The sequence below is a fragment of the Undibacterium umbellatum genome (assembly GCF_014284125.1).
Lineage (GTDB): Bacteria > Pseudomonadota > Gammaproteobacteria > Burkholderiales > Burkholderiaceae_D > Undibacterium > Undibacterium umbellatum.
The window spans coordinates 562,679-581,937 of record NZ_JACOFX010000001.1 but is presented as its reverse complement, the minus strand read 5'-3'; the positions used below and the strand labels follow the sequence as shown (position 1 = coordinate 581,937).

At 48.7% G+C, this 19,259-nt stretch carries 19 protein-coding genes; 10 read left to right on the top strand and 9 right to left on the bottom strand.

The annotated features are described in order from the left end of the window. The first annotated feature begins 39 nt into the window (after positions 1–39). The 6 genes from htpX to bamC all read left to right on the top strand — a co-directional run bounded on the left by htpX (position 40) and on the right by bamC (position 5,186). A complete protein-coding gene (htpX, locus tag H8L47_RS02720; protein WP_186951687.1) occupies positions 40–915 on the top strand; it encodes a protease HtpX in 876 nt (291 codons plus the stop codon). Between the two features lie 53 nt (positions 916–968). Continuing rightward, on the top strand, positions 969–1,592 hold the full coding sequence (locus tag H8L47_RS02715) for an L-threonylcarbamoyladenylate synthase (RefSeq protein ID WP_186951686.1): 624 nt from the start codon (positions 969–971) through the stop codon (positions 1,590–1,592). A 75-nt stretch (positions 1,593–1,667) separates the two neighbouring features. Next, a complete protein-coding gene (locus tag H8L47_RS02710) occupies positions 1,668–2,327 on the top strand; it encodes a site-2 protease family protein (protein ID WP_186951685.1) in 660 nt (219 codons plus the stop codon). A gap of 28 nt (positions 2,328–2,355) precedes the next feature. Then, complete coding sequence (locus tag H8L47_RS02705; protein WP_230413548.1) at positions 2,356–2,955, top strand: class I SAM-dependent methyltransferase; 600 nt, start codon at positions 2,356–2,358, stop codon at positions 2,953–2,955. Between the two features lie 99 nt (positions 2,956–3,054). Further along, positions 3,055–3,939 (top strand): 4-hydroxy-tetrahydrodipicolinate synthase, encoded by an 885-nt coding sequence (dapA, locus tag H8L47_RS02700; RefSeq protein ID WP_186951684.1) that lies wholly within the window; start codon positions 3,055–3,057, stop codon positions 3,937–3,939. Positions 3,940–4,016: 77 nt separating this feature from the next. Then, the gene (gene bamC, locus H8L47_RS02695; RefSeq protein ID WP_186951683.1) at positions 4,017–5,186 is read left to right on the top strand and encodes an outer membrane protein assembly factor BamC; all 1,170 of its coding nucleotides are present in this window, start codon (positions 4,017–4,019) and stop codon (positions 5,184–5,186) included. A gap of 83 nt (positions 5,187–5,269) precedes the next feature. Here bamC and H8L47_RS02690 read toward each other — a convergent pair whose 3' ends face one another. Then, positions 5,270–5,698, bottom strand: coding sequence for a DUF1841 family protein (locus H8L47_RS02690; RefSeq protein WP_186951682.1), 429 nt, complete (start codon positions 5,696–5,698; stop codon positions 5,270–5,272). Positions 5,699–5,810: 112 nt separating this feature from the next. On the opposite strand from H8L47_RS02690, the gene H8L47_RS02685 reads away from it, so the two are divergent. Further along, entirely contained in the window at positions 5,811–6,392 is a 582-nt protein-coding gene (locus tag H8L47_RS02685) for a malonic semialdehyde reductase (protein ID WP_186951681.1), read from the top strand. 92 nt (positions 6,393–6,484) lie between these two features. Here the strand turns inward: H8L47_RS02685 and nth are convergent, their stop codons facing one another. The 3 genes from nth to H8L47_RS02670 all read right to left on the bottom strand — a co-directional run bounded on the left by nth (position 6,485) and on the right by H8L47_RS02670 (position 9,175). Next, a complete protein-coding gene (gene nth, locus H8L47_RS02680) occupies positions 6,485–7,132 on the bottom strand; it encodes an endonuclease III (RefSeq protein WP_186951680.1) in 648 nt (215 codons plus the stop codon). Beyond that, entirely contained in the window at positions 7,129–7,827 is a 699-nt protein-coding gene (rsxB, locus tag H8L47_RS02675) for an electron transport complex subunit RsxB (protein ID WP_329605403.1), read from the bottom strand. Before rsxB ends, nth begins: the two co-directional genes overlap by 4 nt. 112 nt (positions 7,828–7,939) lie before the next feature. Continuing rightward, positions 7,940–9,175, bottom strand: a complete 1,236-nt coding sequence (locus tag H8L47_RS02670; protein ID WP_186951678.1) for a polyhydroxyalkanoate depolymerase — start codon at positions 9,173–9,175, stop codon at positions 7,940–7,942. Between the two features lie 494 nt (positions 9,176–9,669). Between H8L47_RS02670 and H8L47_RS02665 the strand changes: the two genes are divergently transcribed. Both H8L47_RS02665 and H8L47_RS02660 read left to right on the top strand, forming a co-directional pair. Beyond that, positions 9,670–13,962 carry a response regulator gene (locus H8L47_RS02665; RefSeq protein ID WP_186951677.1) on the top strand — a complete coding sequence of 1,431 codons (4,293 nt, stop codon included), beginning with the start codon at positions 9,670–9,672 and terminating at the stop codon, positions 13,960–13,962. 71 nt (positions 13,963–14,033) lie between these two features. Next, a complete protein-coding gene (locus H8L47_RS02660; RefSeq protein WP_186951676.1) occupies positions 14,034–15,158 on the top strand; it encodes an HD-GYP domain-containing protein in 1,125 nt (374 codons plus the stop codon). A gap of 79 nt (positions 15,159–15,237) precedes the next feature. On the opposite strand, the gene H8L47_RS02655 is transcribed toward H8L47_RS02660, so the two are convergent. The 3 genes from H8L47_RS02655 to H8L47_RS02645 all read right to left on the bottom strand — a co-directional run bounded on the left by H8L47_RS02655 (position 15,238) and on the right by H8L47_RS02645 (position 17,114). Further along, positions 15,238–16,308 carry an NAD(P)/FAD-dependent oxidoreductase gene (locus H8L47_RS02655; RefSeq protein ID WP_186945569.1) on the bottom strand — a complete coding sequence of 357 codons (1,071 nt, stop codon included), beginning with the start codon at positions 16,306–16,308 and terminating at the stop codon, positions 15,238–15,240. A 74-nt stretch (positions 16,309–16,382) separates the two neighbouring features. Next, entirely contained in the window at positions 16,383–16,706 is a 324-nt protein-coding gene (gene fdxA / locus H8L47_RS02650; protein WP_186951675.1) for a ferredoxin FdxA, read from the bottom strand. A 204-nt stretch (positions 16,707–16,910) separates the two neighbouring features. Next, entirely contained in the window at positions 16,911–17,114 is a 204-nt protein-coding gene (locus tag H8L47_RS02645) for a hypothetical protein (RefSeq protein WP_186951674.1), read from the bottom strand. Here H8L47_RS02645 and H8L47_RS02640 point away from each other — a divergent pair. After that, on the top strand, positions 17,113–18,084 hold the full coding sequence (locus H8L47_RS02640; RefSeq protein WP_186951673.1) for a 2-hydroxyacid dehydrogenase: 972 nt from the start codon (positions 17,113–17,115) through the stop codon (positions 18,082–18,084). The two genes, H8L47_RS02645 and H8L47_RS02640, sit on opposite strands and share 2 nt — an antisense overlap. A gap of 9 nt (positions 18,085–18,093) precedes the next feature. Here the strand turns inward: H8L47_RS02640 and H8L47_RS02635 are convergent, their stop codons facing one another. After that, the gene (locus H8L47_RS02635) at positions 18,094–18,348 is read right to left on the bottom strand and encodes an acyl-CoA-binding protein (protein ID WP_186951672.1); all 255 of its coding nucleotides are present in this window, start codon (positions 18,346–18,348) and stop codon (positions 18,094–18,096) included. A 107-nt stretch (positions 18,349–18,455) separates the two neighbouring features. Then, positions 18,456–19,157, bottom strand: coding sequence for a UPF0149 family protein (locus H8L47_RS02630; RefSeq protein ID WP_186951671.1), 702 nt, complete (start codon positions 19,155–19,157; stop codon positions 18,456–18,458). Positions 19,158–19,259 lie beyond the last annotated feature (102 nt).

Sequence of the window (19,259 nt, the reverse complement as noted above, 5' to 3'; positions counted from 1 at the left end):
TAACAGGGTATGAATCGTGTGTTCCCAGTGGAGGTATTCATGAAACGTATAGTCCTGTTTTTGCTGACAAATCTGGCGGTTGTCGCCGTCATGTCCGTGGTCTTGTCTTTGCTGGGCGTTAACCGGTTTTTGACGGCTAACGGTTTGCAACTATCGACGCTGCTGGCCTTTTCCCTGGTAGTGGGTTTTACGGGCGCCATTTTTTCCTTGCTGATCAGCAAGCCCATGGCAAAATGGTCAACAGGTGCCAAGGTCATAGAGTCACCCTCTACATCGACAGAGTTGTGGCTGGTCAATACTGTTAAGGCTCTGTCAGAGAGAGCCGGTATCGGCATGCCCGAGGTAGCGATATATAATGGTGAGGCGAATGCCTTTGCCACGGGTGCTTTTAAAAACTCGGCCCTGGTAGCTGTTTCTACAGGTTTGCTTAACGGTATGACACGGGAAGAAGTTGAAGCCGTACTAGGGCATGAAGTTGCCCATATCGCGAATGGCGACATGGTGACTATGACGTTGATACAGGGCGTAGTGAATACTTTTGTAGTATTCCTGGCGCGTGTAGTTGGTTATGTTGTCGATAAAGCGGTATTTCGTAATGGTAATGATAGCAGGCCGGGCATTGGTTATATGATCACAGTGTTTGTTTGTGAGATTGTGTTTGGTATTGCTGCATCCATGATCGTTGCCTGGTTTTCCCGTCAACGTGAATTTCGTGCAGATGCCGGTTCTGCCAAATTGCTGGGCAACAGTCAGCCCATGATGCACGCTTTGGCAAAACTGGGTGGTTTGCAGCCAGGTGCATTGCCACAATCCATGGCGGCGTCAGGGATTAGTGATAAACCAGGTTGGAGTGCTTTGTTTTCTACCCATCCTCCGCTGGAACAACGTATTGCCGCATTGCAGAATATGCGTTAATTTTCGGTAATTAATTTTGTGGCGGTAGCAGAGCTACCGCCTTTCTTCTTTTTATGAGCCAATTTTTTCAAATTCATCCTGATAATCCGCAACTGAGATTGATCAAGCAGGCAGTGCAGATTATCGATAATGGTGGCATCGTTGCCTTGCCTACGGATTCTTGCTATGCGCTGGTTTGTCACCTGGACGATAAGGATGCCGTCACGCGCCTGCGCAAAATCCGTGGCGTCGATGAAAAGCATCATCTGACTTTGCTCTGCCGTGACCTGTCTGAGATTTCTCTATATGCCAAGGTTGATAATCGCCAGTACCGCATGTTGAAGGCAGCCACGCCTGGGCCTTATACCTTTATTCTCGAGGCGACCAAGGAGGTGCCACGCCGCCTGAGTCACCCTTCTCGCAAGACCATAGGTTTGCGCGTGCCTGAAAATTCCATTACCCATGCCTTGCTGGAAGAGTTGAAGCAGCCTTTGCTGGGTACGACCCTGATTTTGCCAGACGAGGAAGAGCCTTTGACCGACCCTGAGCAGGTCAGAGAAAGACTGGCGAAACTCGTCGATCTGGTCATCGATGGCGGTGCTTGCAGCCTGGTGCCAACCACGGTAATAGATATGACTGGCGATGCGCCGGAACTTGTGCGTCAGGGACGCGGGGACGTTGCCTTGTTTGGGCTGTAATCTGTCAGTCTGACCAATCTCGCGACTGAGAATTTTCTCGCATTCTAACGACTTAGAACTACTTAGAGCTGATACATGAATGAATTGATACAAACCGTTTTGGTTTATGCCTTGCCTGTTATTTTTGCCATTACCCTGTATGAAGCGGCGCGTGGTTATGCTGCGCGCTATTTTGGCGACACAACTGCGAAGGCGCAAGGGCGCTTGAGTTTCAATCCCGTGGTACATATCGATCCCATGGGAACGCTGGTCATTCCTGTGGTTCTTTATCTGGTGACTCAAGGGGCATTCTTGTTTGGTTATGCTAAGCCCATGCCTCTCAATTACTCCATGTTGCGCGACCCAAAAAAGAATTTGAAATGGATAGCATTGTCTGGTCCGGCAGTTAATCTGCTGATGGGATTTGCCTGGATGTTATTGTCTATTCTGCTCGTCGCATTGTCTGTCAAAGAACCATTTTTCAAGGAAATGGCGACAGCAGGTGTGTTGACCAATCTAGCCATGTTTGCGTTTCATTTATTGCCGATTCCACCTCTTGCAGGCGGACAGATCATACTGAGTTTGTTGCCCCATGCGCAAGCCTACAAGTATGCAAAGATAGAGCCGTACTGTTTCTTTATCCTCATAGGTCTGGCCCTGCTTCATGTTTTGCAATATTGGATGATTCCTGTGATGACCGTTGGCAACTTTGTTTTGCAGTTGCTGGCATCACCTTTTATTGCGTTGCTGACTTAAATATGCGGTTTGATGAAGGAGAGGAATATTGACGAAGCAGGTGAAACATCATGGGAGCTGTGCTCAGCAGAGTGATATGGCTTCCTCCTGGTTAATGCGGTTTTCTCATTTGCTGAGTGCGCAGAATGGGGTCATGTTGGACCTGGCCTGCGGTAGTGGTAGAAACAGCTTTTACTTGCGTGAACTAGGTTCGTCCGTTCTGGGGTTGGACAAAAGTGATCAGGGATTTCCTGCCTTGAATGCGGCGGGTATCGAAACACAGTTACATGATTTAGAGTCTGGTGAGGCCGGTTACGATTGGCCATTTGCTGAGCATAGTTTTGCTTCCATCATCGTTTGCAATTACCTGCACCGCCCATTATTCCCGCACTTGCTCGCCAGCCTTAAACCAGATGGCATTTTGATTTACGAAACCTTTGCTGCCGGCAATGAAAATTTTGGTAAACCCTCTAATCCGGCTTTTTTGTTACGTCACGGCGAACTTCTCGCGCAAATGCAGTCTAACTCCCAGGTGGAGATGAGCGTTATTGCTTACGAGGATGGCTATGTAGAGCAGCCCAAACCAGGCATGGTGCAGCGTATTTGTGCCAGAAAGACTGGAAAGATCACTGTTTTGGATCGGCTTTGAAGCAAATGCTCACAAGTTTAGAGGCTTATTCCAGCTATTTGCGCCCAGATTAGCAGTGTATCCGCTACAATCAGGGTTTTACTTTTTTCTTGCATTAACATGACAAAGATTCAGGGTAGTCTGGTTGCGATCGTAACCCCCATGCATGCAGATGGCAGTCTTGATTTGCCATGTTTGCGCAAATTGATAGACTGGCATATCGCCGAAGGCACAGACGGTATCGTGATCGTTGGTACGACAGGTGAGTCTCCCACTGTTTCTGTTGAGGAACACTGCGAATTAATACGCGTGGCGGTCGAACATGCCAACAAGCGCATCCCTATCATTGCTGGTTCTGGCGGCAATTCAACTGAGGAAGCAATCAACCTGACCAAGTTCGCAAAACAGGCTGGTGCCGATGCGTCTTTGCAAGTCGTGCCTTATTACAACCGTCCTACCCAGGAAGGCATGTATCAGCATTTCAAAAAGATTGCTGAATCTGTTGATATTCCTATCATTTTATACAATGTGCCCGGCCGTACAGTGGCAGACATGTCGAATGAGACTATATTGCGCCTTGCGCAAGTGCCTGGCATCATTGGTGTTAAGGATGCAACTGGTAATATTGCCCGCGGTACGGACCTGATACGCTTGGCACCTGCTTCCTTTGCCGTGTATTCAGGTGATGATGCAACTGCAGTCGCGCTCATGTTGTATGGTGGCAAAGGCAATATCTCCGTAACGGCCAATGTTGCTCCAAAAGCCATGCATGAATTATGTGCAGCTGCCATGCGCGGTGATGTCAAGGAGGCTGTTGCCATCAATAACCGCATGATTCCCTTGCATAATAAATTGTTTATTGAGCCCAATCCATTGCCAGTGAAATGGGCGATGGTGGAAATGGGTCTGATACCAAGCGGTATTCGTTTGCCTCTGGTGACTATGGCTGAGCAATATCATGAAACCGTTCGCGCAGCGATGCGTGAAGCTGGTGTACTACAATGATTTCTCCTGAACGGCTAGGTAACTCGCACGTTTGCTTCACGCAGTTTTAATTGATAATAATTCGTAGGGACTTTCACATGGCAAAAAGCTTTGTTGCTAAAAACGGCATCATAGGCGCATTGGCGCTGGCAGGTTTGACTGGCTGTAGTTCAATCGGCAATATTCTCGAACCAAACAGGATCGACTATAGAAGCGCCAGTAAGACAACGTCCGCATCCCTGGAGGTGCCACCCGATTTGACGCAAATTCGACGCGACAATCGTTTTTCTATCCCAGAAGCAAACAAAAGCAGTGCTACAGCATCCGGCTATAACCTGGAAAAAGGAAACAAAGTTGCCAGCAGTGGTAGCGGTGGCATAATCGCAGCCAAGCAAGTCCAGAATATGCGCATAGAGCGCAATGGTACAACTCGCTGGCTGGTGGTAAAAGACACGCCTGAATCGCTATGGCCACAGTTGAAGGACTTTTGGCAAGAACTGGGATTCCTGATCAATGTTGAGAATCAGGAAGCTGGTGTCATGGAAACTGATTGGGCAGAAAATCGCGCCAAGATTCCTCAGGACATTATCCGCAATACTCTGGGTAAAGTACTCGACTCACTGTATTCCACAGGCGAACGTGACAAATTCCGTACCCGTCTGGAACGTGGTGCCAATGGCGAGGTAGAAATCTACATCAGTCACCGCGGCGCTCAAGAAGTATTGGTCGGTGCACAAAAAGATGGAACGGTATGGACGCCTCGTGCAGTCGACCCTGGTTTGGAAGCAGAATTTCTGTCCCGCCTGATGGTGCGTCTGGGTACTGATGGTGAAAGAGCTAAAACTGCTGTGGCTGCGCCTAGCACACCAGGCAAGGCTCGTTCGCAATTGCTGAAAAACGATGGCAAAACCTATGTTGAAGTAGATGAGGCATTTGAACGCTCATGGCGCAGGGTAGGTCTGGCACTGGATCGCATTGGCTTTACTGTTGAAGATCGTGATCGTTCGCAAGGCTTGTACTTTGTCCGTTATGTGGATCAGGACATTGATGCCAAGACCAAAGGTGCCAGCGAAGGCTTCTTCTCGCGTTTGTTCTCGTTTGGCTCATCCACTGATGCAGTAAAAAATGCGCAGAAGTATCGTATTTTGGTCAAAAATGCTGCCAATGGTGAAATCAGCCATGTGTCGGTACATAATAGCGATGGAAAAGTGGATTCATCACCAGTCGCAGAGAAAATCCTGCAATTGTTGAATGACCAACTGAAATAAGATGTATGTATGATGAAAAAGCGAGGCCTGGCCTCGCTTTTTTGCTGTCGGCGCTTACGCAATTAAGGTAAGCATCGCCAAACTTAACTGCAGCGTATCTTCAACGATTCTATATAGGCTTGCCCATCCGGCGGCAAACCTGTCCTTTGTGAATTCCATATCATTTCACCCAGGCACTCCATGATTTCATGGTGTGCCTCATGCTCAGACTGATGCTTTCTGGCCAGTATCTGAAATGCCTGCTTCACCCCTGGAGGTTGATCCACCGAGATTTGCTCAGCTATCGATAAATGCATGGAGAGATGCAAAAACGGATTGGTTTGCCCCTGGTCTACACTGTAATTGGCTTCAAGAGCCTGCTCTATATCGGCGAGGTCATTATCATACTCAGGATGCTGTCTGATCCAGTCAGAGGCAATGATTTCCAGTGGCGTCAGTATCAGGTTTTCGCGGGTTTTCCTGAAGGTTTCACAAAAAAAACGTCGTACATCGTGCTGGCTAGGGGTGAACATGAACAGGTCCAAATTAAAAAGTGCGCCTATTGTAAAAGGTATTTTCTTTTGTCGCCCTGAAGCTTTTCATGACATGGGTTATTATCCACCGATTATTTGAAAGGAATACTCCATGTTATCCAAAGACGCTCTCGATACCTTGTTTACAAATGCACGCACGCATAATGCCTGGCTGGATAAGTCAGTCACTGATACGCAATTGCAAGAAATATATGATTTGATGAAATGGGGTTCCACTTCTGCCAATTGTTCGCCAGCGCGTATCGTATTCGTCAGGTCTGATGCTGAAAAACAAAAATTGCTGGGTTGCGTTTCCCAAGGTAATTTTGAAAAAACCAAGACTGCACCAGTGACAGCCATCATAGGCATGGACATGGAGTTTTTTGAAAAGCTGCCGCAATTATTCCCGCATGCGGATGCCCGTTCGTGGTTCGCTGGCAACCAGTCCAATATCGATGCGACCGCTTTCCGTAACTCATCCCTGCAAGGTGCCTACTTCATGCTCGCGGCACGCGCAGTGGGACTGGATTGTGGCCCTATGTCTGGTTTTGATGCAGACAAGCTCAATGCCGCTTTTTTTGCTGGCACCACGGTTAAAGTGAACTTCATTTGCAATCTGGGTTATGGCGATGCGCAACAACTTTTCCCACGCTCACCTCGCCTGAGTTTTGATGAGGCTTGCAAGATTGTCTGATCATCTTGCGTGGTAGTGTGACATTAAAGTAAAAAGAGCCTGCAATTATTCTTGCGGGCTCTTTATTTTTGAATTGGTGCCTTGTCGGTAGCTTACACCGTTTCAGGTAGTGGTGTTTTTTGCTTGAACTCACAGAGATCGGCAATCATGCAATTCCAGCACTTGGGTTTTCTGGCGATACAAGTGTAACGGCCATGCAGTATCAACCAGTGATGTGCATCTTGCTTGAATTCTGCTGGTACAAATTTCATTAGCTTCTGTTCAACAATATCAACATTCTTACCCGGCGCAATGCCAGTGCGGTTGGATACGCGGAAAATGTGTGTATCCACGGCGATAGTCGGTTCACCAAATGCCGTATTCATGACCACGTTGGCGGTCTTCCTGCCAACGCCAGGCAGGGCTTCAAGAGCTTCGCGCTGGCGCGGCACTTCGCTGTTGTGTTCAGTCATCAGGATGCGGCAAGTTTCGATGACATTCTTGGCCTTGGTCCGGAACAGGCCTATGGTTTGTATGTACGGAATCAGTCCATCTACACCCAGCGCATGGATTTTCTGGGGGGTGTTGGCTGCCGGATAAAGCAGGCGTGTCGCTTTGTTCACTGACACATCAGTGGCCTGTGCCGATAGCAGCACAGCAATCAGTAATTCAAATGGCGTTGTGTATTCCAGTTCTGTAGTTGGGTGAGGATCTTGTTGTCGCAAACGTTCAAAAATGACCTGGCGCTTTGCTGCATTCATTCTTTATCACCTTCTACTTTATCTTCGGATTGCGCTTGCAGTTTTTTAATGCGCGCTCTTTCTATGGCTGCTGCAATGATGGCTTTCTTGCGTTCTTTACTGTCAATTTCTTCTGCGCTCATTGCAGGCTCAGCTTCCAGTGCAACCAGCTTGGCCGCAGCCTTAGCAGCCAGGCGATCATCATTCTCCTGTTTTTCGCGTATCAGGCGCTGATTGCGCAAGGTATAGACTTGGCGAGACTGATCGGCCTGTTCTTGGCTCCAGGCATCCCAGCCAGTTTTGCCTGTGGTAACGGGTAGCATGCTGATGCAATCAACAGGACAAGGAGCGACGCATAGATCGCAGCCGGTACACAGTTCATTGATGATGCTATGCATTTGCTTGGGGGCACCGATAATTGCATCTACTGGGCAGGCTTGTATGCACAGGGTGCAGCCTATGCAGTAGGCTTCTTCTATTCTGGCTACGGGGCGTTCACGCTCAAGTCCGTGGCTGATATCGAGTGGAATGACAGCTTTGCCCAGTATGCTGGCAAGACGTACTACACCTTCCTGTCCACCTGGCGGGCATTGATTGTAGTTGGCGGTGCCATTGGCCATGGCTTCGGCATATGGCCGGCAAGCGGGGTAACCGCATTTGGTGCACTGAGTTTGTGGCAGGGCGTTTTCCAACAGGTCTGCGAGAGAATCTGACACGATGTTAAAAAAGTACAATAAAGAGCGTGATTATCCCCCTAAACACCAGAGGCCACAAACAAAAAAGCCACGACGCTTTTTACTGTCGTGGCTTGTGCTTGGTATGGGCAGATCAAGAATGCTGCTTGATGAATTCGCCGATTTTTGGACAAATGATATCGCGCCAGCGACGTCCAGAGAAAATGCCGTAATGTCCTGCGCCCGGTGCGACATAATCCTGTTTCATATTGGCAGGGATGCCAATGCACAAATCATGGGCCGCCTGGGTTTGGCCAGGGCCAGAGATATCATCAAGTTCACCTTCTACCGTGAACAGGGCAACGTTCTTGATATCTTGCGGCCTGACCAGCTTGCCTTCAACTTCCCAGGTGCCAGTCGGCAGTCGGAATTCCTGGAAAACTAGTTTAATGGTTTCCAGATAGTATTCAGCTGGCATATCCAGTACGGCGTTGTACTCATTGTAGAATTTGCGATGCTGCTCGGCTGATTCGTCATCACCCTGTATCAGATGCTGGTAAAAATCCCAGTGACTCTGCGCATGACGGTCAGGATTCATGGCAACAAAGCCGGTATGCTGCAAGAAGCCTGGGTAAACCTTGCGGCCATAGCCAGGATAATTTGCCGGCACACTGTAAATAACCGTGTTTTCAAACCAGGAGAATTTCTTTTCCGTCGCCAGATTGTTGACCTGAGTCGGTGATTTGCGTGGATCAATAGGGCCACCCATGAGTGTCATGGTTTTTGGCAACAAAGGATCTTTGGCAGTCGCCATCAGGGATATTGCAGCAAGCACCGGCACAGTTGGTTGACATACGGAGATCACATGCGTACCAGCACCCAGGTAATGGATAAAGTCCTGGACGTAATAAATATAATCATGCAGATGGAAAGGGCCAGCAGACAAGGGCACCATGCGTGCATCAGTCCAGTCAGTGATATACACATCATGCTTGGGCAACAAGCCGCGTACAGTATCGCGCAACAGCGTTGAGTGGTGACCAGACAGAGGAGCAACCAGTAATACTTTTGGCTGGTTCAGTTTTGTCAGTTCTTTGTCGCTCAGGACTTTTTTAAAGTGCAGCAATTTGCAGAAAGGCTTGATGACGGCGGTGCTTTGCGCGATTTCGACTTCTTGTTTGTCTATGGTGGTAGACGTAATACCGAATTCTGGTTTTTCATAGTCTTTGCCCAGGCGGAACAATAGTTCATAGCCTGCTGCTATGCGCTGCGAATAAGGCGAGTGCGCCAAGGGTGAGACCGGATTGGTGAACAGTTTTGAAGATGCTTCTGCCCATTGAGTCAGGGGATTCAGAAAGGCGCGATTGAGCTCGTGAAATTGATAAAGCATAGTGAATCTTTCAAATAAGGGGCCACGCATTCACTTGGCAAAAACAGGATCGCTGAGGCCAAATGACACAGGCCGAAGCAAGCTTAGAAAAAACACTTAATCGAACTGTTGCAATGCATCATAAACCAGTTTTTAATTTTTTTGGCTGAGCAAAAGACTTGTGTAAGTTGTTGGTGTGAATTAATGTTAAATTATTGATTTATATGCAATGATTTCTTGTGGGAATGTTGAAATTTAAGTATTTTTCAAGAATTAGCTGCTTCCCTTTCAGCGTTAAAACTGAATAGTGTTTTATTTGTTCATTTATTCGATGAAAAGACACAGTTACTGGCGATGTTTTTCCATAAGCCTGTATCTGGCATTAATATTGTCGTAAATGTCAGATCGAATGAAAAAAGAGTTTTGTACCCGTGCTGAAGACCCTGGAAGCAAAGCCATGTTCCAGGTTATTTTGATATTTCAATGCATCATTTCTTTCTGAAGAGCTGAGCAGAATGAGTAAAGATAGTTCTCTAGCAGAAATCCATTGGCGTGAGCTTTGTCTGGATGCCCTGGACCTGATGCGCGACAACTCTGCAGATGGCCGCAAGATTGCCGACAGCCTGCGCCTGCAGGAGCCTGGCAAATCCAACCCCGCCACATTGATCGCAGCGGATCTTATCGATGCCTTTGCTGATTATTTTGATGATCATATGGAGCAGGCTGCTCCCATTTTTGAGCGTGCTGCCACTTTGTTTGAATCGGTGGATGAGCATGAAGGTATGGCATTCGCCCTGTTTGGGACAGTGGCAGTCTGGCGTCGCCGCGGTCAGGTGCAGGATGCTTATGCACTGTGTCACTCCCGCATCGTGCCTGCATTGCGCATGAAGGTCAGTCGCATATCTATTGTTGTCTACAATACCCTGGGTATCTTGTCACAAGAATTGGGGTATACCGAAGAAGCGATCCGCCATTTTTACACTGCACTGAATGATGCGCGCGTCTTGCAAATACCAAACCGGGTGGCGCAGGTGACGGCCAATCTAGGGGAAATTTTTTACGTCAGCGGCAATGCTGAAGATGCTGAAGTGTTATTGCAAGAAGCAAGGGATATTGCTGTCACATCCAGTGAGCGCTGGCTGGCCCCCTTTGTGTCTACCATGCTGGCTTTATGCAAGGTATCGCTGGACAAGTATGAAGAGGCTTACCAGACCATTGCTTCTTACATAAGTGGTATCAAAAGCGGTGAAAATGCAGATAATTCCAGCCGTGCATTTTGCCTTTCAGTGGCAGCATACACGTTGGCCATGCGCGGGCAACTGGAAGAGGCAGACAAACTCAGTGAAACGGCTATGAGTTTGCTGGACAGTTTCGAAGACAAGCATTTGAAGCCATATAGCTGGTGGGTCAGCGGTCATTTGCATCGTAGCCACAAACGTTATCCTGAGGCCATACGTGACTTGCGCCGCGCGGTGGATGAAGTTGGGGGCAATGGCTATATCTATATGCCGCTGCGGGCAATCAAGGAATTGTCTGAAATTTTTACTGAACTTGGAGACTGGAAAGAAGCCTATAACGAGCAAAAACGTTATCTGGACTTGTTTGCCAAAGCACAGGGGTTGGCTACCCGCGTTCACGTGCAAACCCTGCACATCAGGAATGAATTGAAAGAAGCAGAGCTGGCCAGGCGCATGGCAGAGCGTGCTATGGTTGAGCGCCGTCAACTCGAGGACGAGCTCAAACGCATGCTGGCCGAGCGTGAAACCGTACTGGAAAATTCCATTGTCGGCATGGTTTTTCTGAATAACCAGGGCCGTGTGCAATGGGTAAATACTCCCTTGTGCCAGATATTTGGTGTTGAGCGCGAAAAAGTCCTGGGATCTTCACTGGAGCCTTTCTACGAATCGCGCGAGGCTTATCTCGAATCTGGCGCAGCGGTCAGTCAATCAGTCTTGCTGGGTGAAGCCTACGAGGCTGAACTAAAGATGCGGCGCAGCGACGGCACTGTGTTCTGGGTGCACTTTTCGGGGCGGGCTGTTGATAAAACCAATCTTACCCATGGCACGGTGTGGGTGGTCATGGATATTTCTACCCGTCGCCAGTTGGAAGAAGACTTGAGCAAGTCTGAACAACATTACCGCCAGCTTATCAATAATGTGACGGAAGGCATCTTGGTCGTGCAGGATGGCCGCATCGTGTTTGCTAATCCACGCGTACAAAGCCTGACAGGTTACAAAGCAGATGAGTTGGCGCAGATGTCTTTCATCACCGCAATTTATCCTGATGACCGGCCTTTGGTAATAGACCACCATACCAGACGCCTACGTGGTGAAGAGGTTGAGCAGTATTACCACTTCCGTATTGAAAATCATCAAGCCCGGTCCATCATTTGGGTTGAGTTGTCTGCGGTCATGATAGATTGGGAAGGCCGTCCCGCTACCCTATCTTTTGTCTCGGATATCACCCAAAGAAAACTGCTGGAAAGCCAACTCAAGGAAAGTATGGCAGAGCAAATACGCCTGCAGACTTTACAAATGCAAAATGAGTTGAAGGAAGCGGAAATGGCACGGCGTCATGCGGAAGAGTCGACGGAAGCCAAGTCCATGTTTCTCGCGAATATGAGTCATGAAATCCGTACGCCTATGAATGCCATTATAGGCATGGCACATCTGGCCTTGCGCACTGAACTTAATCCCAAGCAAAAAGATTATGTAGAGAAAATCCATAAGGCAGGTATTTCCTTGCTTGGCATCATCAACGATATTCTGGATTTTTCCAAAATAGAGGCAGGTAAACTGAGTATCGAGCAGGTAGATTTTAATCTGGATGATGTGCTCAATAATATCTCAGCAGTCACGACAGACAAGGCTGATGAAAAAGGCCTGGAATTTCTGTTCCGCGCACCGCCGGATATTCCACGTTATCTGAATGGTGACCCACTACGGTTGGGCCAGGTCTTGATCAACCTCATCAACAATGCTATTAAATTTACTGAGCGGGGAGAAATCTATGTCACCTGCCGGACGCTGGAAGTAGCTGGCGGCAAGGTTAAACTCAAATTTGAAGTGCGTGATACTGGTATAGGCATGTCTGAAGAGCAGTCAGAAAAATTATTCCGCCCCTTCAGTCAGGCGGACGAATCAACGACACGCAAATTTGGTGGTACGGGATTGGGCTTATCAATTTCCAAAGGGATGGTCGAATTGATGGGGGGGGAGATTGCCCTGAGCAGTGAGGCAGGGCGCGGCACTTCCGTGTATTTTACGGCCTGGTTTGGCATAGCCCAACCGGTAGTGCAACGCCAGGTGATACCGGGTGCAATCAATGGTATGCGCTTGTTGATTGTTGATGATAACCCTGCTGCTGCCGAGATTTTGCAGGAGATATTATCCGAGTTGCCAGTGGATATCGATGTTGTCAATAGTGGCGCTGCTGCCTTGCAGGCGGTCATGGAGTGTAACCTTACCCATCCCTACGGCGTGATCTTTACTGATTTGCGTATGCCGGAGATGGACGGGCTTGAATTGATTACTTACCTCAAGCGTGATGGGTCACTGCAACCGGCACCCTTGATGGTGCTGGTCAGTGCGCATGGACGTGAGGAAGTTAGTTACCGTGATGACATCGCCTTGCCAGATGGTTTCCTGACCAAGCCTGTGAATGCCTCTACTTTGGTAGATTGCATGGTGGAGCTTTTTTCCAGCACTAGTTACGCCATTCCTAGCAACCATGGCTTACTAGTACCCAAATATACTGATTTGCGGGTCTTGCTGGTGGAAGACAATGAAATCAATCAGCAAATCGCTCGCGAATTGATGGAGGCGGCTGGCGTAACCGTGGATATTGCCGATAACGGGAAAATAGCAGTAGAAATGATTGGTAAGGCTAGGCCGGACTACTATGGTGTGGTGTTCATGGACGTGCAAATGCCAGAAATGGATGGACATCAAGCCACTAAATTAATACGTGCAGACGCGAGTTTTGACGATCTGCCGATAGTCGCGATGACTGCCCATGCCATGGTCGAAGAGCGCGAGTCGTGCTTTGCATCTGGCATGAACGCCCATCTCGCCAAACCTATCAACCCAAAAGAGTTATATCACGCGATTTCACATTGGTGCCCGGAACATGTCTCTGGCAGCAATTTTGACAACGTGCAATTACCTTTGCAGGATATCGGCAATAGTTTGCAAATAGAGGGTGTTGATGTTGAAGAGGGGTTGAGCCGCACTTTAGGTAATCGCTCCTTTTATCTGGAATTGTTATCCCGTTTTTGCGATGATCAGCGCAATGTTGTAGAACATATTCGTGATGCGGTGGAGGCTGGTGATAATTTATTGGCCGAGCGCCTCGCGCATACCCTAAAAGGGGTAGCGGGCTTGATTGGTGCAAAAACCATACAACCATTTGCTGCAGAACTGGAGCTTAAGTTGCACGACCAGATCAGCATGGCAGAGATGGAACCAGTGCTGGTTGAAACCGCACGAGCAATGCAGATCACCATCAATGCCATTGATCAGGTATTGGCACAGGAAAAATCCACGAGTAAACCCGACACCAAGGTGCTCGACCTGGCACCGATTGACCACGAGTTGATGCAGAATTTACTTGTAAAATGCTGTAACTTGTTGCGTGATTACGATGGCGAAGCGGTCGACTTGCTGTTAGAGTCAGGAGACATGATCGCCAATGCCTTTGGTGTCGATGTGCAAAAGCAAGTCATGCGTGCGGTCAGGCAATTTGACTATGATGCAGCCTTGAATTTATTGAGCAATAGCGCAAAAAACCTCGGTTATGAAATACTTTGATTTGATGAAATCCAGTTCCGTACATGGTATCCACAAGAATGTGGGGCAGTTACTTCTTATCGGGGTGATCTATGAGTGAGGTATTCGATCAAAATGCCAAACAGGTTATTTTGATAGTAGATGATACTCCTGACAATATTTCACTCTTGTCCGGATTGCTAAAAGATCAGTATAAGATCAAGATTGCCACCAACGGCCTGAAAGCCTTGCAGATTGCCTCTAGTCTGCCCGGCCCCGATTTGATCTTGCTGGATGTGATGATGCCTGAGATGGATGGCTATGAGACTTGCCGCCGCCTGAAGGCTGATATCGCGACGTCCGACATACCGATTATTTTCCTGACAGCTAAAAGTCAGGTGCAGGATGAGGAAATGGGTTTGCGTTTAGGGGCAGTTGATTACATCAGTAAGCCCATCAGCCCCCCCATCGTGCTGGCAAGGGTGGCGACGCAACTGAATTTGGTGCGTGCCCGCCACTTATTGCAAGACCAGAACAAGCATCTGGAAAGCCTGGTGCAGGATAGAACCCGCAAGCTGGCCAAGATGCAGGATGCCATCATCATGGCTATGGCTTCGCTGGCTGAGACACGCGACAATGAGACCGGAAATCATATTCGACGCACACAAAATTATGTCGCAGCACTGGCTCGCAAGTTAAAAGGTCATGTACGTTTCAGTAATGACTTGACGGAAGAAAACATAGAATTGTTGTTCAAGTCAGCGCCACTTCATGATATCGGCAAGGTCGGGATTCCCGACAATATTTTGCTTAAACCGGATAAATTGACATCAGAAGAGTTTGAGGTCATGAAATTGCATACGGTGTACGGGCGGGAAACCATCATCTCTGTAGAAAAATACCTCGGCGAGAGTAATGAATTTCTCCGCTTCGCCCGTGAGATCACGTATTCGCATCAGGAGAAATGGGATGGCTCAGGTTATCCGGAAAACCTGGCAGGCGATGCCATACCCCTGTCTGCGCGCCTGATGGCGGTAGCTGATGTATATGATGCTCTGATTTCACGTCGGGTCTACAAACCCGCATTTTCGCATGAAGAGGCGATCGGTATCATGCGCAAGGGACACGGCACGCATTTCGATCCTGACGTCCTGGATGCCTTTCTGGAGATTACTGAAGAGTTCCGGCAGATCGCCAATCAATTCAAGGAGTCGGATTCGCATGTGCCAGTGAATTAAGGAATTGGGCGACAAAGTTTCAGGAAGAAAAAAAGCGCAAAGAAAATCTTCGCGCTTTTTTGTTTTGGTGCTTCGAAGATTAATCGAAAACCGGTGTTTCCACGCCCAGGATTTTGTGAAGCTTTGGCGAAGTCGTGGTGTATTGCATGTGGATTTTCTTGTCAGGGAAAATATAAGGTGCGGCACCAAACGCCGCCAGCGCAGCTTCGTGGAAGCCGGACAGGATGAGTTTTTTCTTGCCAGGGTAGGTGTTGATATCACCCACGGCAAAAATGCCAGGTACATTGGTTTCAAACTTCTCGGTATTGACGACCTTCAATTGCTTGCGTTCTATGTCCAGACCCCATTCGGCGATAGGGCCGAGTTTTGGTGACAGACCAAAGAAGACCAGCAAAGTATCGAGTGGCATGCGGCGGGTGACGCCATCAGCACCGGTAACCTTGATTTCGGACAGCAAATCGTCCTTGGTTTCTATGCCTGTGACCTGGCCTATGGTGAGTTGCATTTCATAGTTGTCGCAGAGTTCTTTCATCTTGGCGACAGAGGCTGGTGCGGCGCGGAAGTCTTCGCGGCGGTGCAGAACTACGACCGATTCAGCTTTGCCTACCAGGTTCAATGCCCAGTCCAGCGCAGAGTCGCCACCACCGCAGATTACCAGGTTTTTACCATGGAACTGGGTAGGGTCTTTTACGCGGTAGAACACCTGTTTGTTTTCAAAAGCTTCTATGCCTTCAACCTTCAAAGTGCGCGGCTGGAAGGAGCCAACGCCAGCAGCGATGAAAATGGTCTTGGTGATGAAGCGTGTACCTGTCGATGTTTCCAGATCGAAGCGGCCATCTTCACGGCGTTCAACCAGCGTCACTTCCTGTCCCAGATGGAAAGTTGGCTCGAATGGTTCAATTTGCTTTAACAGATTGTCTGTCAGTTCCTGGCCTGTACATACTGGCACTGCAGGGATGTCATAGATCGGTTTATCCGGGTACAGCTCGACACATTGGCCGCCAACGACTGCCAGGGAGTCAATAACGTGTGCTTTAATTTCGAGCAAGCCGAGTTCGAATACCTGGAACAGGCCAACTGGACCTGCGCCGATGATGACGGCATCTGCTTCAATGGCGGCGTTGGCCGCGGTAGTTTGTTTGTTTTCCATGCTACGTGATGATTCCTGATATTGCGGATTTGTTTGAGCCGATTAACCTATGCCCGTAATGCTTTCCCAGATACTTATTTGTCCAGATATTGCAATTTATCTTTGACGTCTTTCCAGTCGTCAGCATCTGGCAAAGGAGCAACGGTCTTGGTAATCGACGGCCATTTGCGGGTCAGGTCGGCATTGATCTTGATAAATTGCTGTTGATCGGCCGGTACATCTTCTTCAGCAAAAATGGCGTTAGCCGGGCACTCTGCAACGCACACGGCGCAATCGATGCATTCGTCTGGATCAATGATGAGGAAATTCGGGCCAGCACGGAAGCAGTCCACCGGGCACACATCCACGCAATCGGTATAGCGGCAGCGGATGCAGGATTCGGTCACAACGTGGGTCATAACAGTCCAATCTAAACTAAAAATTCGGGATTTAGGCGCAGTCTAAGCGCAAAAAATAGGCTCAGGGCTGCAAAGCCTTGTATTTTAAGGTAATTTAGCAGTTCTCACAAATCAGGCTTATATAGTTTGCGCATAAGCAAATGCAGTCGTATCAGTGGACTTTGCCTCTGCAGTTTATCATGATGCGCAATTGTAGGCCTAAGCTCAGGCTTCTGGATTGATTTGCATCATCAGCATGAATTTTCTTGCATGAACGATAGCCGGGATGAAAGTTGTTGAACTGCTATAAGTCCTCAAGAAAAGTGAGCGTGAAAACGGTATGATGCGGCAGTGAGCTAGTCTGTCATGAGGCGGGCGGGTATTTTCAGCATTTGTTTTTATATTTTTTTTTATTTTAAGGCCGGACATGAAGCCTGCAATCCTGGTAACGCGAGCCATCTTTCCTGAAGTGTTGACGAAGCTGGAACAGTATTTTGATGTTGAGTCGAATCAGGATGATATTATTTTTTCACCAACTGAGCTCGCTGGCCGGCTAAAAGGCAAAGTCGGGACTCTGGCAACAGCCAGTGCGAAAATCAATACTGAATTATTGCAGCAATTGCCAGACTTGAAAGTTGTTGCCAGTATGGCGGTTGGTTATGACAATATCGATCTGGCTGCTTGCACAGCCCATGGTGTCATGGCTAGTAATACGCCTGAAGTCTTGAATGAAACCACTGCCGATTTTGGCTGGGCCTTGCTGATGGCGACGGCCAGGCGGGTGACGGAATCTGAACATTGGCTGCGCGCCGGGCATTGGACCAAGTGGCGGTTTGACTCTTTCCTGGGTGCTGATATACATGGTGCCACCTTGGGTATTATCGGCATGGGCAGGATAGGGCAGGCCATAGCGAGGCGTTCTACAGGTTTTGATATGAAGGTCATGTATCACAATCGCTCGCGTCTGAGTACGGAACAGGAGGCATATGCGAATAACGCGCAATATGTGAGCAAGGAAGAATTACTGCAACAAGCTGATCATGTGGTGCTGGTGCTGCCATATTCAGCAGCTTCACATCACACCATAGCTGCTGCAGAGTTGGCAATGATGAAGCCGGGCGCAACACTGGTGAATCTGGCACGTGGTGGCATTGTTGATGACCAGGCTCTGATTGCGGCCTTGCGTGAAAAACGGATTGCGGCAGCGGGCCTGGATGTATTTGAGAATGAGCCCAAATTCCATCCAGATTTTTTGACCTTGAGCAATGTCGTGCTGACACCGCATATTGCCAGTGCCTCCGAGACAACTCGCCGGGCAATGGCAAACCGTGCGGCAGATAACCTGATTGCAGGTTTGACTGAGGGCAGGCCAAGGGATTGGCTCAATCCTCCGGCTTAACCCCGAATCTTAGCCTTTGAGTTCGTTGATGAGGTCAATGTATTGCTGCATCGCTGTTTCCTGGGGAGTGCCTTTCAGGCCAGCCCAGGCATCAAACTTGGCGCGGCCGACAAAGTCGGTCATGCCAGGGCGATCACCAGTGGCGTCACCTGTGCTGCCTTGTTTGAACAGGGCATAGATTTTCAGCAAAGTCATATTGTCCGGACGCTCGGACAAGTTTTTGGAATTGGCTTGTGCCTGGGTGAATTGTTCTTGCAAGCTCATTGTAGTCTCCAGCATGTTATTAAGAAGCGCAAAAATAGCATGAAGACATGCAGGCAGGGCAGTTTTGCGCTAGAGGTTTCCCTCCAGCGCTTCCGGTTTGCAGTGGATTAATGCAGGGTAGGCTCAGCGCCGCAGCAGACTTTGTATTTTTTGCCGCTGCCACAAGGGCAAGGATCATTTCTGCCTACTTTTGGGGCTTCGCGCTTGACGGTGGTGACGCCAGACTTGCGCAAGGGTGCCCAAAAACGGCGTATGGTGGGGATGGACGCTTCCAGCGTCAACGCCAGTTCATGGCATTTTTCTGGTGTATCGACGAACTTCAATTCGCTTTCTTCTATCTCTTCTGCGCCCAGCAGGTAAATAGGTTGCAGCAATGGGCCGATTTCTTCAGATTCCCAGGCGGCTTCCCATGCTTCTTCACGCAATTGCATGCCTTCCCAGAAGCCCCAGGCCCAGGTTTCGCCGTCGATCAATTCCTTGCCATTTTGTTCCATGACACAAAACAGAGGCTCGTATTCTTGCGGGGCGACTTCAAAGGTGATCTGTATTTCATTCATGAAGCGGGCTACCAGGCCAGTAACGCGCTGCATTTCCTTTTCATTCTTGAACTTGGGTTCGCCCTGGTCAGGCAAGCCCCACACCAGTGGCAGCCATTCAGCCATCGGTATCACTTCCGGGCCCAGGGCAATGGCGGTCAGGTAGCCGTGCAGGGCATCCATGGTCATGCCATCGTCGCCGACTTTTTCCGACATCAGGAATTTGTCGAGTTCATTGAATTCTTTGTCGCTTAGTGGTTCGTCGAGATGCATGGAGTGACTCTTGAAAAGGTAAATATGAAAATACCGGAAGTTTAGCGCTTTGTGTGCTGGCTGTGCAGGACTTTTATCTCTAACCCAGTGAGAGGCACGTAC

What these genes read in the sequence shown, in the direction of transcription:
- H8L47_RS02715 (WP_186951686.1), top strand. Translation starts at nt 969, where the DNA reads ATGAGCCAATTTTTTCAAATTCATCCTGATAATCCGCAACTGAGATTG.
- H8L47_RS02670 (WP_186951678.1), bottom strand. Translation starts at nt 9,175, where the DNA reads ATGCTTTATCAATTTCACGAGCTCAATCGCGCCTTTCTGAATCCCCTG.
- H8L47_RS02710 (WP_186951685.1), top strand. Translation starts at nt 1,668, where the DNA reads ATGAATGAATTGATACAAACCGTTTTGGTTTATGCCTTGCCTGTTATT.
- H8L47_RS02635 (WP_186951672.1), bottom strand. Translation starts at nt 18,348, where the DNA reads ATGAGCTTGCAAGAACAATTCACCCAGGCACAAGCCAATTCCAAAAAC.
- bamC (WP_186951683.1), top strand. Translation starts at nt 4,017, where the DNA reads ATGGCAAAAAGCTTTGTTGCTAAAAACGGCATCATAGGCGCATTGGCG.
- H8L47_RS02655 (WP_186945569.1), bottom strand. Translation starts at nt 16,308, where the DNA reads ATGGAAAACAAACAAACTACCGCGGCCAACGCCGCCATTGAAGCAGAT.
- dapA (WP_186951684.1), top strand. Translation starts at nt 3,055, where the DNA reads ATGACAAAGATTCAGGGTAGTCTGGTTGCGATCGTAACCCCCATGCAT.
- htpX (WP_186951687.1), top strand. Translation starts at nt 40, where the DNA reads ATGAAACGTATAGTCCTGTTTTTGCTGACAAATCTGGCGGTTGTCGCC.
- H8L47_RS02630 (WP_186951671.1), bottom strand. Translation starts at nt 19,157, where the DNA reads ATGCATCTCGACGAACCACTAAGCGACAAAGAATTCAATGAACTCGAC.
- H8L47_RS02690 (WP_186951682.1), bottom strand. Translation starts at nt 5,698, where the DNA reads ATGTTCACCCCTAGCCAGCACGATGTACGACGTTTTTTTTGTGAAACC.
- H8L47_RS02665 (WP_186951677.1), top strand. Translation starts at nt 9,670, where the DNA reads ATGAGTAAAGATAGTTCTCTAGCAGAAATCCATTGGCGTGAGCTTTGT.
- nth (WP_186951680.1), bottom strand. Translation starts at nt 7,132, where the DNA reads ATGAATGCAGCAAAGCGCCAGGTCATTTTTGAACGTTTGCGACAACAA.
- H8L47_RS02640 (WP_186951673.1), top strand. Translation starts at nt 17,113, where the DNA reads ATGAAGCCTGCAATCCTGGTAACGCGAGCCATCTTTCCTGAAGTGTTG.
- H8L47_RS02660 (WP_186951676.1), top strand. Translation starts at nt 14,034, where the DNA reads ATGAGTGAGGTATTCGATCAAAATGCCAAACAGGTTATTTTGATAGTA.
- H8L47_RS02645 (WP_186951674.1), bottom strand. Translation starts at nt 17,114, where the DNA reads ATGTCCGGCCTTAAAATAAAAAAAAATATAAAAACAAATGCTGAAAAT.
- fdxA (WP_186951675.1), bottom strand. Translation starts at nt 16,706, where the DNA reads ATGACCCACGTTGTGACCGAATCCTGCATCCGCTGCCGCTATACCGAT.
- H8L47_RS02685 (WP_186951681.1), top strand. Translation starts at nt 5,811, where the DNA reads ATGTTATCCAAAGACGCTCTCGATACCTTGTTTACAAATGCACGCACG.